The 15,782-nt window shown below is 61.1% G+C and carries 15 protein-coding genes; 6 read left to right on the forward strand and 9 right to left on the reverse strand.

The genetic code is table 11. The features are described 5' to 3' along the window. Positions 1–42 precede the first annotated feature (42 nt). A complete protein-coding gene (locus ACFRFQ_RS11570) occupies positions 43–729 on the forward strand; it encodes a TetR family transcriptional regulator (RefSeq protein WP_378657052.1) in 687 nt (228 codons plus the stop codon). An 8-nt stretch (positions 730–737) separates the two neighbouring features. Here ACFRFQ_RS11570 and ACFRFQ_RS11575 read toward each other — a convergent pair whose 3' ends face one another. Then, a complete protein-coding gene (locus tag ACFRFQ_RS11575; protein ID WP_378657054.1) occupies positions 738–1,922 on the reverse strand; it encodes a metallophosphoesterase in 1,185 nt (394 codons plus the stop codon). A gap of 122 nt (positions 1,923–2,044) precedes the next feature. Here ACFRFQ_RS11575 and ACFRFQ_RS11580 point away from each other — a divergent pair, with 122 nt between their 5' ends. Further along, complete coding sequence (locus ACFRFQ_RS11580) at positions 2,045–2,662, forward strand: GyrI-like domain-containing protein (protein ID WP_378657057.1); 618 nt, start codon at positions 2,045–2,047, stop codon at positions 2,660–2,662. On the opposite strand, the gene ACFRFQ_RS11585 is transcribed toward ACFRFQ_RS11580, so the two are convergent. The 3 genes from ACFRFQ_RS11585 to ACFRFQ_RS11595 form a co-directional block, all read right to left on the reverse strand. Then, a complete protein-coding gene (locus tag ACFRFQ_RS11585; RefSeq protein WP_378657059.1) occupies positions 2,641–3,585 on the reverse strand; it encodes an oxygenase MpaB family protein in 945 nt (314 codons plus the stop codon). The two genes, ACFRFQ_RS11580 and ACFRFQ_RS11585, sit on opposite strands and share 22 nt — an antisense overlap. Before the next feature lie 65 nt (positions 3,586–3,650). Then, positions 3,651–4,040, reverse strand: a complete 390-nt coding sequence (locus ACFRFQ_RS11590) for an RNA-binding S4 domain-containing protein (RefSeq protein WP_378657062.1) — start codon at positions 4,038–4,040, stop codon at positions 3,651–3,653. Between the two features lie 59 nt (positions 4,041–4,099). After that, entirely contained in the window at positions 4,100–5,695 is a 1,596-nt protein-coding gene (locus ACFRFQ_RS11595; protein WP_378657064.1) for an MFS transporter, read from the reverse strand. Between the two features lie 119 nt (positions 5,696–5,814). Here ACFRFQ_RS11595 and ACFRFQ_RS11600 point away from each other — a divergent pair, with 119 nt between their 5' ends. Beyond that, positions 5,815–6,264, forward strand: a complete 450-nt coding sequence (locus tag ACFRFQ_RS11600; protein ID WP_378657067.1) for a MarR family winged helix-turn-helix transcriptional regulator — start codon at positions 5,815–5,817, stop codon at positions 6,262–6,264. Between the two features lie 74 nt (positions 6,265–6,338). On the opposite strand, the gene ACFRFQ_RS11605 is transcribed toward ACFRFQ_RS11600, so the two are convergent. From ACFRFQ_RS11605 to ACFRFQ_RS11620, 4 genes are all read right to left on the reverse strand, one after another. Beyond that, the gene (locus ACFRFQ_RS11605; protein ID WP_378657070.1) at positions 6,339–7,187 is read right to left on the reverse strand and encodes a 3-hydroxybutyryl-CoA dehydrogenase; all 849 of its coding nucleotides are present in this window, start codon (positions 7,185–7,187) and stop codon (positions 6,339–6,341) included. A gap of 87 nt (positions 7,188–7,274) precedes the next feature. Continuing rightward, on the reverse strand, positions 7,275–8,432 hold the full coding sequence (locus tag ACFRFQ_RS11610) for an acyl-CoA dehydrogenase (protein WP_378657072.1): 1,158 nt from the start codon (positions 8,430–8,432) through the stop codon (positions 7,275–7,277). A gap of 149 nt (positions 8,433–8,581) precedes the next feature. Then, positions 8,582–9,274, reverse strand: a complete 693-nt coding sequence (locus ACFRFQ_RS11615; protein ID WP_378657075.1) for a TetR family transcriptional regulator — start codon at positions 9,272–9,274, stop codon at positions 8,582–8,584. 73 nt (positions 9,275–9,347) lie between these two features. Then, on the reverse strand, positions 9,348–9,968 hold the full coding sequence (locus ACFRFQ_RS11620) for a TetR/AcrR family transcriptional regulator (RefSeq protein WP_378657077.1): 621 nt from the start codon (positions 9,966–9,968) through the stop codon (positions 9,348–9,350). 90 nt (positions 9,969–10,058) lie between these two features. On the opposite strand from ACFRFQ_RS11620, the gene ACFRFQ_RS11625 reads away from it, so the two are divergent. Beyond that, positions 10,059–11,426 (forward strand): cytochrome P450, encoded by a 1,368-nt coding sequence (locus ACFRFQ_RS11625; protein ID WP_378657080.1) that lies wholly within the window; start codon positions 10,059–10,061, stop codon positions 11,424–11,426. A gap of 15 nt (positions 11,427–11,441) precedes the next feature. On the opposite strand, the gene ACFRFQ_RS11630 is transcribed toward ACFRFQ_RS11625, so the two are convergent. After that, the gene (locus tag ACFRFQ_RS11630) at positions 11,442–13,046 is read right to left on the reverse strand and encodes an AMP-binding protein (RefSeq protein WP_378657083.1); all 1,605 of its coding nucleotides are present in this window, start codon (positions 13,044–13,046) and stop codon (positions 11,442–11,444) included. Between the two features lie 158 nt (positions 13,047–13,204). Between ACFRFQ_RS11630 and ACFRFQ_RS11635 the strand changes: the two genes are divergently transcribed. Further along, on the forward strand, positions 13,205–14,056 hold the full coding sequence (locus ACFRFQ_RS11635) for a response regulator transcription factor (protein ID WP_378657085.1): 852 nt from the start codon (positions 13,205–13,207) through the stop codon (positions 14,054–14,056). A gap of 100 nt (positions 14,057–14,156) precedes the next feature. Then, on the forward strand, positions 14,157–15,584 hold the full coding sequence (locus ACFRFQ_RS11640; RefSeq protein ID WP_378657088.1) for an amidase: 1,428 nt from the start codon (positions 14,157–14,159) through the stop codon (positions 15,582–15,584). The last annotated feature ends 198 nt before the right edge of the window (positions 15,585–15,782 follow it).

Here is a 15,782-nt window from a genome sequence, read left to right on the forward strand (position 1 = left end):
CGACAACGATGCAACAGACTGGTGGTCTGATATTCTGTCCGGATGGTGGCGACTCACGGATTTCAGCGCGCGCGCAGACCGGAGCAGATCGAGGCGCGGCGATGCGCCATTCTCGATACCGCCCGCGCTTTGCTCGGATCCAGGCCTGTTGCCGACATCAGTCTGCGGGAACTCAGTGAAACCGTTGGACTGGCAAAGTCGAATGTGCTGCGGTACTTCGACAGTCGTGAGGCCATCTTTCTCGAAGTTCTGGACGAGAACTGGGTGGCGTGGCTCGACGGGTTGGAAGCGTCACTGATCCCCACTGACGAGGACTCGCCGTTTGCCGCCGAAATCCATGTGGCCTCGACAATTGCGGAATCGCTTGTCACTCAGCGGTTGTTGTGTGAATTGTTGAGTGTCATGGGGAGTGTTCTCGAGAAGAACATTTCGGAAGATTTTGCGCGTGACTTCAAGAAGCGTGCAACGGTCAACATGACTCGCCTTGCATCCCTGGTGCATTCGCAACTGCCTGACCTCGGGGACAGCGACGTGGCACATTTTGCCAAGGCGACCGTGGTAATCGTCGCCGGGATGTGGCCGTACGCGGAACCCTCGAAATCCGTCGCTGTTGTTCTCGATGAGATGCAGACACCGCCTGCCGCTGCAATGTTTGCCGAAGGACTCCGGGAGGGTCTGGTCAATCAGCTCGTCGGGTTGTCGGCACTAGCGGCGACCCGAACGAGCTGACGGACATTTCAGGAGCTGTGCAAGGTCAGTACGGTGATCTCGCTCGGCGCGAAGACCCGGAACGGTGGGCCCCAGAATCCTGTGCCTCGGCTTGTGTACAGCTGCGTGCGTTCGCCATGACGGCTGAGCCCGGACACTGACGGTTGATCGAGTTTGACCAGTAAGTTGAAAGGCCAGATCTGACCGCCGTGCGTGTGCCCGGCCAGCTGCAGATCCACTCCAGCAGCAGCAGATTGGGGAACCTGTTTGGGCTGATGGGCGAGCATCAGGATGGGGAGGTCGGGATCGGCTCCGGTCAAAGCCTCCTCGAAGTTTGCGCCATGCCCTTCCAGTCGTGAACCCAACGCGGTGGCGTCGTCGACACCGGCGATCACGAGGCGGTCGCCGCCCTTGGTGACAACGATGTGTCGGTTGTGGAGCGAGTCCCAGCCGATCGACGTCATGTAGTCGAGCCATTCCTGTGCCTCGTGGAAGTACTCGTGATTTCCGGTCACGTAGACGCGGGCGAGCGAGGCGTCTACCGCAGCGAGTGGAGACGATTGGTTGCGTCGCTGCTCGACTGTTCCGTCGGCAATGTCTCCGACATGGGCCACGATGTCGGCGTCGAGCCCGTTGACGGCGGCAACAACGTTCGCGGACCACTTCGCCCGGTTGATCGGACCGAAATGGGTGTCGGTGATTGCGACGACGCGAAGCTTGTCCATCCCTGCGCCGAGGCGGGGAATCGTGACGTCCACGTGCTTGATCCGCGGCAATCGCATCGCTTCTTGATAACCCCAGATCAGTAGAACTACCGAGATGATCAGTGCTGCAACGGCAACAACGCGTGCGCGAAGTGGGTTCTCCACACCGCCGGCAAGTAGGCCGAGGCGTAAGACCTCGCCGAGCAATGTCCAGACGAACACCACCCAGATGATGCCGAGGAGTGCATCGCCGACCAGTCGAAGTCGATCACGATCGGTGTGTCCATTGCTGAGCACCATGGTCGCGGGCAGGGCGATCAGGAGGGCGGCAAACACAACGGTGCCGTTGATCGTCACGGCGGTCGGCCAGTCCGGCCGAATGACCAAACTCCACCAGGGGTAGCCGAACAGCAATGCCAAGATCGACGCAACGGTCGCGCTGATGGCGACGATTCGCAGTGGCTTGCGGCGCTGAACGTGGGCGACGTCGGTCGCCGGTGGTGTAGTCACCCCGTCCAGAGTAAAGGTCCACTGGTCTATTAACAAGGGGACAGCGGTCCGCTATTTGGACGTCGGTACCTTCGGATAGGTTTCGAGATGTTGGGGCTTGATCAGAGACCAGGTGGTTGCACATGGAAAAGTTCGACGTCAAAAAGGCGTACAAGGAACTGTATGCGCCCAGCCGACGCGATTATTCGCTGGTGACGGTGCCGCGTTTCGGCTACTTTGCCGTCGACGGTCACGGTGATCCCAATACCGTCGCCGAGTATTCCGAGGCGCTCGAAGCCCTGTATGCGCTGTCCTATGCGACCAAATTCGCGAGCAAGAAGGAATTGGACCGTGACTTCGTGGTGGGACCGCTCGAGGGTTTGTGGCGGGCCGACGATCCCGAGGTGTTTGTGACGCGAGACAAGGCATCGTGGGACTGGACGATGATGATCACGCAACCCGAGTGGATCACGTCAGCTGAACTGTCGGCTTCGATTGCATCGGTGGGTGCAAAGAAGAACCTCGCAGCCCTCGACAAGGTGCGATTCCTCGAACTGGAGGAGGGTTTGTCGGTCCAGATCCTGCATATCGGGTCGTACGACGACGAAGCTCCGACGTTGGATCGCCTGCACAACACATTCATCCCGGCGAACGGCCTGAGTTTCAACGGAGATCATCACGAGATCTACCTCAGTGATGCGCGTCGGACGCAGCCCGAGAAACTCAAGACGGTTCTGCGTCAGCCTGTTTCGAGGCCGTGATGGCGGATCCCGGCATACGCGCGTGGTGCATATCGTGCGCGTAGTGGCAGAAGATGCCAGAAACGATCCGACACCGTCAGAAGGCGTGCGAACCAGACGTAGAGGCGCTCATCTCGCGCAGTCCATTCCCATTCGAGTGTCGTGCGCGCCTTGTCGGGCATCAGTGCCTTGGATATCCAGTTCGAGGCAGCGACCGTCGGGCGCGAGATGATCGTCCACACCCAACGTGGCACCTTGGGTGGTGGTGCGATTCGGTGTTCGGCGACGCCTGTCGACCACTTGGTGGTGTGGGTATTGATCAAGTGATTATCGAGCATGTCTTCCCAGTAGTCGCGGAAGCTCGCGTAGTTGTCGAAAGCCGGCCGGTCGGTGAGGCCGTAACAGCGCCACCACGTTACGGCTTCGCGGACGAGCTGGTCCTTTTGTTCTTCGGTGAACTTCTTGTACGCAAACCGTTCGTTGAAATCGAGAATTACCTCGAAGAACGTGACGTGTGTCCACCAGAAAGTGTCCGGAGCCAGTGCGTGATATCGCCGGCCGTTCTCATCGGTTCCCTTGAGTTCGGTGTGAAAGTTGCGGACCAGCGTCCCTGTGCCGTGATCGTTGCGGTCGTACACAACGCCGTAAATAGGGGGAAGTGAGCGGAACAGCCGATCGAGGGGATCGTTGAAGAAGTTCGAATGATCTTGCAGCGCACCGCTGACCGCTGGATGCATGTTCTGCAGGGTTCCCGCGCGCGCGAGGTACAGCAAGCCGCGATTGTCGCCGAAGTGACGCCACGTCAAGGAGCCTGGGCCGATGGGAGCAGCGCGAAGGGTGCGCGGCTCAGGATTGCCGACCGACTTCTCGGAAACCGTATCTGCATCGTTGGTCATTGCGGTGACCTCTGCCTCTCGCACGGATATGACAACGCGTGTTGTCATATTCCGACTTTCGCGTCACCGGGCAAAAATGTCAATGGGTATGCGGAAATTGGCGCCCTCGGAGTTCAGAGATCGATTCCCCGTAGTTTCTCGAGATCGCGTCGTTCGCGCTTGGTGGGGCGGCCCGCTCCGCGATCGCGCATCGGTATCGACGCCAACAATTCCGGCGGTGGCGGTGGCGGCGAAATATCCTTCAAGCAGTCGTCGACAAGGACTGCGCCAACCCGTTTGGTGATGGGTTTGACCACGACAACGATGCGCTCGACACCTGAAACCCGTACCCGAACTTCGTCGCCGACTTTGACTTGCTGAGCAGCTTTTGCCGATGTCCCGTTCACCCGCACATGGCCGGATCGGCACGATGCCGCAGCCTGGGACCGGGTCTTGAACAGGCGGACAGCCCACGTCCAACTGTCCACGCGGACACTGATCGCGTCGGGAGGTAGTTGGGCCATGGCCACGACGATACCGGCCGCATGACTGCTGATGCGTCACGCGTCTTATGTCGATGCGACTAAGGAACCTTGACGGCGGGCGATGCGTCCGCCGGCTCTTCGTGCTCGATGTCGGCCAGTTGCTCGATACCGGTTTTGGTGCCGAGAACGGCATTCGGGAGAAAGATGACGCAGATCAGGGCGATGACGGCAAACGGAATCGAAATGAGGAATACCTCCCCAACGCCCTGTCCGTATGCCGATTCGACGACGTTTCGTACCGGATCTGACAACGTGTCGATGTTCGGGAGTGAACCCTCCGTCAGGCCACTTGCGGATCGGGGGATGCCGGATTCTTGTAGACCGTTCTCGATTTCGGTATCGACTCGTGTAGAGAGGGCCGCTCCGAGCATGGTCACGCCCAGGACGCCGCCCAGGCTGCGGAAGAATGCGGCGGCGGAGCTGGCCGCGCCGATCTCGCGAACGTCCGTGGCATTTTGTACGACAAGGACAAGGTTTTGCAGCAGCATGCCGAGGCTGAGACCGACGAGCGGAAGGGCAAGAAAGAGCACGGCGATACTGGTGTCGACTCGCAAGGTCGAGAGCAGGGTACTGGCGACGGTGAGCAGCGAGGCTCCCGTGATCAGCCACGGCTTCCAGTGTCCGGTGCGAGAGATGAGCCCACCCACGACGGTGGATGCGATGAGGTTTCCGGCGACCTGCGGCAGTGTGATCAGACCGGCGCCGGTGGCCGATGCGCCGCGGCTGAGCTGCATGTACTGGCTGATGAAAATGGAGACGCTGTAGAGGACCACGCCGACGCACACGCTGGCCACGATCGAGAGCGTGAAGGTCCTTCCTCGGAACATGTGCAGGGGAAGGACCGGGGCCTTCACCTTGCTCTCGACAACGAGCGTCACGGCGATCAGCACCGCTGCGCCGATGCCCATGCACCAGGATGCCGCAGAGTTCCAGGCGAAGACCTTGCCTCCGAGCGAGAGCCAGATGAGAAGTGTCGAGATCGCGGCGGTGAGGAGGACGGACCCGATGTAGTCGATTTTTCCGGTGCCTTTTCGCTTAGGCAGGATGAGCTTCAACTGGATGACGATCATCGCGACTACTGCAAAAGGAATGACAATGTAGAAGTTCCAACGCCAGCCGATGGTGTCGGTGACGAGTCCACCCACAAGCGGTCCGCCCGCAGTGCCGGCCACGACGACGGCCCCGAGGACGCCCATGTACTTGCCACGCTCGCGAGGACTGATGATGTCCGAGATGGCTATTTGGGACAGGGTGATGAGCCCGCCGGTTCCGATTCCCTGAATCAACCGCGCTGCGATCATCAATGTCGGCTCGCTGGCGAAACCGGCTGCGAGAGAGCCGATCATGAAGGTCAGGAGTGCGATGTGCAGAAGAAGCCGTCGGCTGAAGAGGTCGGCCAGCTTGCCCCAGATCGGTGTGCAGACGGTGACTGCGAGCAGTGACCCGGTGACAACCCAGGTGAGCGTTGTCTGGTCGCCGTGGAGGTCGGTGACGATGCGTGGGAGGGATGTGTTGATCACGGACGTCGACAGCACGGCGACAAGCATTCCGATGAGGATTCCGCCGAACGCTTCGTTTACTTGGCGTCGAGACATTGTCGGCGCTGGTCCGTTTTCGGTGGTCGATTCCATCATTCGGTTTCCTCGCGTAGCTGTCAGACCCGGCAAAGTATGTGACTGAAGTCAATCATCTTTAGTTGATTGACGCAACTATTTCAAAAGTCGGCCGACAGGGGAGGTTCTATGCTGACCAGGTGAGGTCGACACAACCTGAAGCTGATATCCACGCGATTCAATGGGCAATCCGGCGGCTCGTGCAAGGTTCCCGCAAGACGCTGATTGCCGACGCGGGTGCGGCAGCGCCGGAGATGACGCCGGCTGCGTTTGTCATCATGACCCGCATCGTCGACATGTTCCCCGTGTCGCCCGCGGCGATCATTGCGGTCACAGGTTTGGATCGGAGTGTGGTGAGTCGTAATCTGACCGCCCTCACCAGGCAGGGCTACGTGGTGTCCGAATCCGATCCACAGGACGGACGGGTTTCGCTGTTCTCTCCGACGCCGGATGCTGCGGCAAAGTTCGGCGACGTGAGAAAGGTGAATCACGACCGAATTGCCGACGCGATCGGTGACTGGACGCACGAGGATGTGTCGACGTTCATCACGTTGTTGGAGCGATTCAACAAATCTGCCTACGAGAGCTGAAGGCGCGCTCGACTGAAAGACTTTCGGCCCCACACCTTCGAAAGGTGTGGGGCCGAAAGTGAGAACTGAAACGGCTAGGCGTAGTCGTAGAAACCGCGGCCGGTCTTCTTGCCGAGGCGTCCGGCGTCGACCATGCGGCGCAGCAGCGCCGGCGGAGCGTAGTGCGGTTCGGCGAACTCTGCGTACAGCGACTCTGCCGCTGCGAGAGCAACATCGAGGCCGACGGTGTCGAGGAGCGTCAGCGGGCCCATCGGGTAGCCGCAGCCGCCCTTCATGGCCTCGTCGATATCTTCCGCGGTGGCGTAGCCGGAATCGAGCATCCGGATCGCTTGGCACAGGTAGGGGATGAGCAGCGCGTTGACGATGAAGCCTGAACGGTCGCCCGCACGAACTGTCTTCTTGCGCAACGTGTTCTTCGCGTAGTCGGTGACCGCGAGGACAGTCTCTTCGGACGTGGTCAGGCTGACCACGATCTCGACGAGCGGCATGACCGGCACCGGATTGAAGAAGTGAACGCCGACAACCTGACCGGGGCGCGAGGTGGCCTTGGCGATCTTGATGACGGGGATCGACGACGTGTTGGTCGCCAGAATGCCGGCAGGCTTGACGATCTTGTCGAGCTTGCCGAAGATCTCGTACTTGAGGGCTTCGATCTCGGGAGCTGCCTCGATCACCAGATCGCGATCGGAGAACTCTTCCATGTCGAGGGTGACGCGGACGCGAGCGATGGCGGCGTCTGCTTCTTCCTGGGTGATCTTGCCCTTGGCTACGCCGCGGTTGATCGACTTGGCGATCCGCTCGCGTGCGGAAGCGGCAAATTCTTCCTTGGTTTCGAGCACCAGTACCGAGCTACCGGCCTTTGCACATACCTCGGCGATGCCGGCACCCATGGTGCCGCCGCCGATTACGCCTACAAGTTCCACAATTCTCCTCGAAAATTAGGGGCAAGCCCCGGTGCGCCGTTCCAGTAGTCAGAACTACCAGAAAGGCGCACAGGGGCGCGAAGTGCCTTACTTCAACAGCGCACGCGACATCACGACGCGCTGGATCTGATTCGTGCCTTCGTAGATCTGCGTGATCTTGGCGTCGCGCATCATGCGCTCGACCGGGAAGTCGGTGGTGTAGCCGGCGCCACCGAACAGCTGCACTGCGTCGGTGGTGACCTCCATGGCAACGTCCGAAGCGAAGCACTTCGCCGCAGCGGAGATGAAGCCGAGGTTCTTCTCGCCGCGCTCCGCGCGAGCAGCGGAGGTGTAGACCATCAGACGTGCGGCTTCGACCTTCATCGCCATGTCGGCGAGCATGAACTGCACAGCCTGGAAATCGCTGATGGACTTGCCGAACTGCTTGCGGTCCTTGGTGTATGCCAGAGCCGCGTCGAGTGCGCCCTGAGCAAGGCCGACGGCCTGGGCGCCGATGGTGGGACGCGTGTGGTCGAGGGTTTCGAGTGCCGTCTTGAATCCGGTGCCCGGTGCTCCGATGATGCGGTCGCCGGGGATACGGCAGTTCTCGAAGTACAGCTCAGCGGTGGGGGAGCCCTTGATGCCGAGCTTCTTTTCCTTCGGGCCGACGACAAAGCCCTCGTCGTCCTTGTGGACCATGAATGACGAGATGCCGTTTGCGCCCTTGTCCGGATCGGTGACAGCCATGACGGTGTACCAGGTGGACTTGCCGCCGTTGGTGATCCAGCACTTGGAGCCGTTGAGGATCCAGTCGTCGCCGTCAGCCTTCGCTCGGGTGCGCATGGCGGCGGCGTCGGATCCGGCTTCGCGCTCGGACAGTGCGTACGACGCCATTCCGCCGTTCACGAGGTCCGGGAGAACCTTTGCCTTGAGCTCTTCGGAGCCCTTGAGGATCAGGCCCATGGTGCCGAGCTTGTTGACGGCCGGGATCAGCGAGGAAGAGCCACAGACGCGGGCAACTTCTTCGATGACGATGCAGGTGGCAACAGAATCGGCGCCCTGGCCGTCGTACGCCTCGGGGACGTGGATGGCGTTGAAGCCCGACGCGTTGAGCGCGGCAAGTGCTTCCTCGGGGAACCGGGCGTTTTCGTCGACGTCCTTGGCGTGCGGCGCGATTTCCTTCTCGGAGAGTCCGCGGATAGCTGCCCGCAGTTCGTCGTGCTCTTCGTTCAGTGCGAAGAGATTGAAGTCCGGGTTTCCGGCCATGAGGACACTCCTTAGTAGAAGGTGGGTCGTGCGGCGCCGACAGAACCAGCATGGCTTGTCGGCGGACTGGTGCCAATGAGGTCAGTCAAACACGGCACTCAGTGCCAGGTCAAGGGAGCGGGGTGTGACATTGTGGTGTATGACGGGCATCAGCCGAGTTGTTCGTGAATTTTTTTGCTGATCTCTTCAGCTGAAGTTCCCGGATTAAACGCCACTACCAGCACAGACTTCTCTTCTCGTGGGGTGGTCTTGGAGCCTGGGGCGACGCCGTACGTGCGACGCACATTCAGTAGCGCTTGGCGCAGTGCGTCGGCTGTGGCGTCGGAATCGCCCTTGATCATGCTGCGCAAGAGATAGTTGTGGCACGCGGTGACAGCGGCGGCGAATCCGACAACCTCTAGCACTGGTTCGCGCGGTACAGCGCTGCGCAGATAGTCGACAAACAGTCGCTCGTATCGGAACCCTGTCACCAGCTCGCGGTCGCGCAGAGCGGGAACGTGCTGTACGACGCGGTATCGCCGCATCGACAGATCACGATTCTGCTGGAAGAAGTCGAAGACCAGACCGGCTGCTTCACAGACCGATCCCCACGGATCCGGCGACTCGGTGGACAGGAACTGCGCGACATGCGCCAGAAGCGACTCGTGATCGGCGAAGATCACGTCTTCCTTGGAACGGAACTGTCGGAAGAACGTCCGACGTGAAACACCGGCGGCAGCGGCGATCTGCTCGACGGTGGTGGCTTCGTAACCGTTTTCCGAGAACAACCGAATGGCTTGGGACGCGACATGGACGCGGAACTCTGTCGGATCGGTTCCGGGTACGTCTGCGCGTTCACTCATGGGGACAAGTATTGCCCCTGTGAGCACGATCCCGGTGTGACGGGCAGGATCGACGTGCCGGATCAGTTCTATCTCAACGGTGTGCGGTGGATGTGAATTGATAGGTTGCCGCCTCGACGATCTCCTCGGGGGAGATAGCGATCTCCTCGTTCAGCCATGCGGTGACCAGTTCGGCGAGGCCGCCGACAAAGAGCAGTCCGTTGATCTGACCCTGACGAGGTGGCCAAGCTCGGTCGCCGTACATTCGCGTGGCTTCGTCCGCGACCATCTGAGCGAAGCCCTGCAGTACGGCGCGTCGGTGTGTTCGAAGTGGTTCGTATGCAGCGGATTCGATCATTGCTACACGGCCCTTGCGGGGATCGTCGGTAAGGATGGTGACAAACGACGCGATGGCATCTCGCGCGCGCTGCTCGAGCGTTCCGTTGCTCGCTCGTAGTGCGGCCAGACCGGCATCGCGGACCTCGTCGGCAATCCTGTCCAGGATCTTTTCCAGCAGTTCGTCTCTGCTGGAGAAACTTTCGTAAAAGTAGCGTTCCGTCAACTTGGCCTGTGCGCAGATAGCGGTCATCGTGGCGCCGCGATTGCCTACGGCCGCGAATATTTCCATCCCTGCCTCGAGTAAGCTCTCGCGCCGCAGTGCCGAGCGCTGATCGCCGCTCAGGCCGGCATATCGACGCGGCGTTGGAGGAGTCATGGGTCGATATTGGCAGACACATCAGTGTGACGCAGACTACTATTAATCTGACAGGAGTCACTGTCAGATTGAGCGAGAGTAGAGGTCACAGTGCCCAAGATCCTGGCTCGTCCCCCGATGAACTCACCGTTGCACCCGATTTCGGGTCGTTCCGGGCTGCCCCTGGTCGGGCATGCGCTGGCATACATTCGCGATCCACTCGCTCTGATGCAGGAGAACTGGGATCGATTCGGCGAGGTGTCCTGGTTCTCCATGGTCGGTCGGCGATGGATCGCTGTACTCGGGCCTGACGCGTGTCAGGAGGTGCTGCAGAACAAAGATCGGGCTTTCGTCAACAGCGACGGCTGGTCGGTGCTGATCGGTCCCTTCTTTCACGGTGGGCTGATGCTGCTCGATTCCGAAGAACACTTACGGCACCGTCGAATCATGCAGCAGGCGTTCACTCGATCACGACTCGAGAAGTCTGTCGACGTTCTCAACCCGGCAATCGACTCGGCGCTCGACGCATGGTCTCCCACTGACGGATTCCGGGCTTACACGGCGCTGAAGACACTGACCCTCGATCTCGCCACCGACATTTTCATGGGCGGGGCGGAAGGAAGCACAGAGAGCGAAATATCTTCGGTGAAGAAGGCTTTCGTCGATTGTGTCCAGGCAGCAACGTCTCTGGTCCGCTACCGCGTGCCGGGGACGCGATGGAAGCGAGGGCTCGACGGCCGCCGGGTCCTGGAAGACTTCTTCCGTCGTTACCTGCCGACGCGTCGAAATCTCGAAACCGATGACCTGTTCTCCGTGCTCTGTCACATCGAATCCGAAGCGGGACAACGCTTCAGCGACGACGAAGTGATCGACCACATGATCTTCCTCCTGATGGCCGCACACGATACCTCGACCATCACCCTTTCCACGATGATGCAATACCTGGGTCAGCACCCAACGTGGCAGGACAAGTGCCGGACAGAATCGCTTGCTCTGGGAACCTCGATGCCGAGTTATGCAGATCTCGACGGGCTGAGCAGTCTTGATCTGGTGATGAAGGAATGCCTCCGACTCGTCTCGCCCGTACCGGTCATGGCGCGGCGAGCGGTACGCGACACTCAAGTGCGGGGTCGCTTCGTGCCGGCGGGGACGTATGCCGCCGTCGCTCCTCATTTCACACACCATATGTCGCAATACTGGCCGGATCCCGAGCGTTTCGATCCCGAGCGCTTTGCCGAGAATCGACGCGAAGACAAGATTCATCGATATGCGTGGGAGCCGTTCGGCGGTGGAGTGCACAAATGTCTCGGAATGCACTTCGCCGGCGCCGAGATCAAAGCAATCATGCATCATCTCCTCCTGCGCTTCGACTGGAACGTCGATGCCGATTACGTCGCCCCGCTCGACTTCACGTCCCTACCATTCCCTTCCGACGGTCAACCTGTCGATCTGCGTCGGCGTTCCACTCCGGTGCGCTGAGCCCCTAACTCCGAGTTACTTCGACGCTCGCAGTTCGAACTTGAGAACCTTGCCCGTCGGTGTGCGAGGAAGATCCAGGGGAAAGACGATGTCCCGCGGAACCTTGTATCCGGCGAGCAAGGACCGGGTATGCGCGACAAGCTCTTCGGCGGTGGCGCTCATGCCCTTGCCGAGAACGACAAACGCTTTGGGGCGCTCGCCCCACTTCTCGTCGGGAACCCCGATCACGGCAACGTCGATCACTGCGGGGTGGCTCATGATCGCCTGCTCCACTTCGACGGTCGAGATGTTCTCGCCGCCGGAGATGATGATGTCCTTCGCGCGGTCTTTGAGCTGGATGTAGCCGTCGGGGTGCATGACGCCGAGGTCGCCCGTGTGGAACCAACCACCGGCAAACGCCGCGGCGGTGGCAGCGTCGTCGCGGTAGTACCCGAGCATGACGTTGTTGCCGCGCAGGACGATCTCACCCATGACAGTGCCGTCGGCGGGCACGTCGTTCATGTCGGGGTCGACGACACGGGCGTTCTCGGCCTGGACCATGCCCACGCCTTGGCGAGACAGCAGGGCGGCACGCTCGGCCTGCGGCTTCTCGTCCCAGGCTTCCTGATACTCGCAGATCGTGTACGGCCCGTACACCTCGGTGAGCCCGTACACGTGGACGACCGTGATGCCGATGTCCTCGAGCTTTCCGATGATCGTCGGAGACGGGGGAGCACCTGCCGTGGTGATACGCAGGGTGTCGACCTTGTGGGCCTGTTCCGCGTCGGCAATGGTGGAGCAGACGGTGGGAGCGCCGCACAGATGCGTCACGCCCAAGTTGTCGATCGCGTCCCAGATCGAGTCGGCACGGACGGCGCGCAGGCAGATATGGGTTCCGGCTGCCTGGGTCACGGCCCAGGGTGTGCACCAGCCGTTGCAATGGAACATCGGGAGCGTCCACAGGTACTTGGTGGACCCGGTGAACCCGTTGTGGAAGGTTTCGCCGAGAGAGTTCAGGTAAGCGCCGCGGTGCGAGTACATGACGCCTTTAGGCTTTCCGGTGGTGCCGGAGGTGTAGTTGATGGCGATGCACTGCTGTTCGTCGTCGACGCCCCAGTGCAGCGGCTGATCAGCGAGTGCTTCGCCTTCGGCCAGCAGATCGGCGTACTGCCCGGTGACGATGCCGGCGGGAACTTCCGGGTACGGCACGGTGGAGTCCGGAATCTCGATGATCTCGCGCAGGCTCGGAACGTTGGCCTTGGACGAGGAGACGGAGCCGACGAATTCCGAGTCGACGAACAGGATCGTGGTTCCCGAGTGATCGAGAATGTACTCGAGTTCGGGACCGGCGAGGCGCGAGTTGAGGGCGATCAGAATTCCGCCCGCCAGCGGGACGGCAAAATGCGCGAACAGCATCTCGGGGATGTTCGGCGCCAGGTAGGCGACGCGATCACCGGGCTGGATACGCTCGCGCAGAACTCGTGCCAGGGCGGCCACCTCGTCGCCGAACTCGCGGTAGGTGTACGTCCGGTCGCCGTGAATGACGGCTGTGCGATCAGGGAACACCGACGCGCTGCGTTCGAGAAAACGCAGCGGGCTGAGCGGGGTGTTGTTGGCTGTGAGTGCGGCGGATGCAGACACGGGTTCCTCCGAGGTTCGCGTGGTCGGACGTTGCAGCTCACCCGTCACCGTGAATGTGATCGGCACTACAAACGCTCGCGTTGGACGATATTGGGCGAGCGCGTCAGCCGCTACCCTCTGAAGTGGGTATCTACGTTTGTCCCCGACCAGGAGTGCACGTGAACAAGGTTTTGAGGCCGAGCGACGACGACGCGTTGCGTGCGGCGTTGCGACAGTTGCAGCCACAGACCGAACTGCCGGTTCTGTTCGGCGGGTGCGTGAGCGGCAACTCGTTGACCATCACCGGTTACGTCGGCACGCACAGCACGATTCTGCGCAACCTCGAGATCAACGCCGAATGCGGCCTCGGTGGGCGGGCAATTGCCGAGCAGCGACCGGGCGCAGTGCAGGACTACGCGAATTCGTCGCAGATCACCCACGACTACGACTACGAGGTCGGCACCGAACGCATCGAATCGTTGATGGCGGTTCCCGTCGTCGTGCGAGGGAAAACCCGCGGCGCGCTCTACGGTGGACTGCGCGCCAACCTGCCGATCGGGGACGTCGTTGCAGACAAGATGATGCGCGCGTCGTATTCGTTGGCCCGCGAAATCGAGATCCGCGACGAGGTGGACCGCCGCGTCGCGATGATCGACAATGCTGCCGTGGAACAGGTTTCGAACCGCGAGGCAAAAATCTCGGAGACGTTGACGGAGAGTTTCCTTGCGTTGGGCGAGATCGCGGAAGGCTTGCAGGACAAAACCCTCAGTGCGCAGGTTCAGGCCGTCGAGGCAAAGCTGCGGACATTGACCGCACCCGCCCGGATCGAGAGCGCGATAGTTCTGTCGCCGCGAGAAACTGACGTGATGAGGTACGTCGCGCTGGGTCTGCGCAACGCAGAGATTGCCGAGCGGCTCTCCTTGAGTGTCGAGACCGTCAAGACCTACATGCGCAATCTCATGGCCAAACTGGACGTTCGGAGTCGTCATGAAGCTGTGGTGGAGGCTCGCCGTCACGGGCTGATTGTGTGAGTGAGTCCCGGTAAGCGGAATTCCGATACCCGCCGCTCGCCGCGGTTGATATGACGGACCTCACAATCGCACACGAAGCACACGAGTGATGAGGGCATCGATGCAGGATTTGTTCGACAACAGTGACATGACGGGCCTGGCCGGGGCGATTCGCGAGGGAGTCGTATCCGCCAAGGAGGTCCTGGAGTTCAGCCTTGACCGGCTCGACGAGCGCAATCCGGCCGTCAATGCAGTGATCAGTGAGCGCCGCGACGAAGCTCGGGACGAGGTCGCTGCCGGTCTTCCCGAAGGTCCACTGCACGGAGTCCCGTTCGTGATCAAGGATCTCGGACTGGACGTCGCGGGATTGCCGAGCACCAACGGATCTCGCTTGTTCGCCGACGCTGTGGCACAGGAGGATTCGACGCTCGTCGAGCGATACCGTCGTGCCGGCCTGGTGATTGTCGGTAAGACGAACACCCCGGAATTCGGTAAGAACGCGAGCACCGAACCTGCGCTGTTCGGCCCCACCCGCAACCCCTATGCGCTCGATCGTTCCCCTGGTGGTTCGTCGGGTGGAACGGCAGTCGCTGTTGCCGTGGGAATCGTGCCCGCCGGCCATGCGAGTGACGGCGGCGGCTCGATCCGCATCCCTGCATCCGCTTGCGGGTTGGTTGGTCTCAAGCCCAGTCGTGGTCGCACGCCGACGGCACCGGCGCGCACTCTCTTCGCGTCGCCGATGGGTGTTCACCACGCGCTCACTCGAAGTGTGCGTGACACCGCACTTCTCCTCGATCTTTCCGCCGGGCCCACGGTGGGCGATCCCTACGTGATTCTGGCGCCGAAGCGGCCGTACGTCGAGGAAGTGGGCGCGGATCCCGGACGATTGCGGATTGCTCTGAGTAACGCGCTGCCCGACGGCACCCCGGTGGACCCGGAGTGTGCGGCAGTCACAACCGGTGTTGCCGGTCTGCTCGAAGAACTCGGTCACGATGTCACCGAGGGGGCCCCGAGCTTTCCGCTCGATGCACTTACTGCCGGGCTTTCCGTGTTGATGGGCATTCCGATGACGATCGAGGTCGATGAACGACTCGAGACCCTGAACCGCGCAATCCGCGACGACGACCTGGAGCCGATGGCTCGGATGATCTACGACCGTGCGAAGTCCGAAAGTGCGACGAACGTCGTCAAGGCATTGCAGGAACTCGAGCGGGCAGCCCAGGTGATCGGTGCGTTCTTTGTCGATCACGACCTGTTGCTGACCCCGACGATGGCTCGGCCGGCAGCGCCGCTGGGTCTGCTCGATACGGCAAATCCCCTGTCGATCTGGGAGCACTCGGCTGGATACAGCGGTTTGACCAGTCCGTTCAACAGCTCCGGTCAGCCTGCGATTTCCTTGCCGATGGGTCATGATTCGGCCGGTGTGCCCATCGGCGTGCAGTTGGTCGGCGCGTTCGGGCGTGAAGATGTGCTGATTCAGGTTGCGTCGCAACTCGAAACGGCACGCCCGTGGTCCATCGCTCCCGTGTGGCCGCCGACCCAGGGATAACAGCGCGACAACAGCGGTCCGGCGGTGATTCTCGTACGCTGCCGGGCCGCTTTGTCGTGCTCGGAATGGGGCCGGACTGGCGCCTCGAAACTCAAAAAGTATTTCTAATCGAAATATCGCATATCGAACGACTCTTCTGCGTAGTATCCACAATGAGCGGTGGTGAGTAGTCGCGCCGGTGTGGAGCGAACAGGTTCC

The sequence above is a fragment of the Rhodococcus sp. NPDC056743 genome (assembly GCF_042790355.1).
GTDB lineage: Bacteria > Actinomycetota > Actinomycetes > Mycobacteriales > Mycobacteriaceae > Rhodococcus_F.

Coding starts and splice junctions, on each gene's coding strand:
- ACFRFQ_RS11570 (WP_378657052.1), top strand. CDS start 43: ATGGTGGCGACTCACGGATTTCAGCGCGCGCGCAGACCGGAGCAGATC.
- ACFRFQ_RS11580 (WP_378657057.1), top strand. CDS start 2,045: ATGGAAAAGTTCGACGTCAAAAAGGCGTACAAGGAACTGTATGCGCCC.
- ACFRFQ_RS11585 (WP_378657059.1), bottom strand. CDS start 3,585: ATGACAACACGCGTTGTCATATCCGTGCGAGAGGCAGAGGTCACCGCA.
- ACFRFQ_RS11590 (WP_378657062.1), bottom strand. CDS start 4,040: ATGGCCCAACTACCTCCCGACGCGATCAGTGTCCGCGTGGACAGTTGG.
- ACFRFQ_RS11595 (WP_378657064.1), bottom strand. CDS start 5,695: ATGATGGAATCGACCACCGAAAACGGACCAGCGCCGACAATGTCTCGA.
- ACFRFQ_RS11610 (WP_378657072.1), bottom strand. CDS start 8,432: ATGGCCGGAAACCCGGACTTCAATCTCTTCGCACTGAACGAAGAGCAC.
- ACFRFQ_RS11615 (WP_378657075.1), bottom strand. CDS start 9,274: ATGAGTGAACGCGCAGACGTACCCGGAACCGATCCGACAGAGTTCCGC.
- ACFRFQ_RS11620 (WP_378657077.1), bottom strand. CDS start 9,968: ATGACTCCTCCAACGCCGCGTCGATATGCCGGCCTGAGCGGCGATCAG.
- ACFRFQ_RS11640 (WP_378657088.1), top strand. CDS start 14,157: ATGCAGGATTTGTTCGACAACAGTGACATGACGGGCCTGGCCGGGGCG.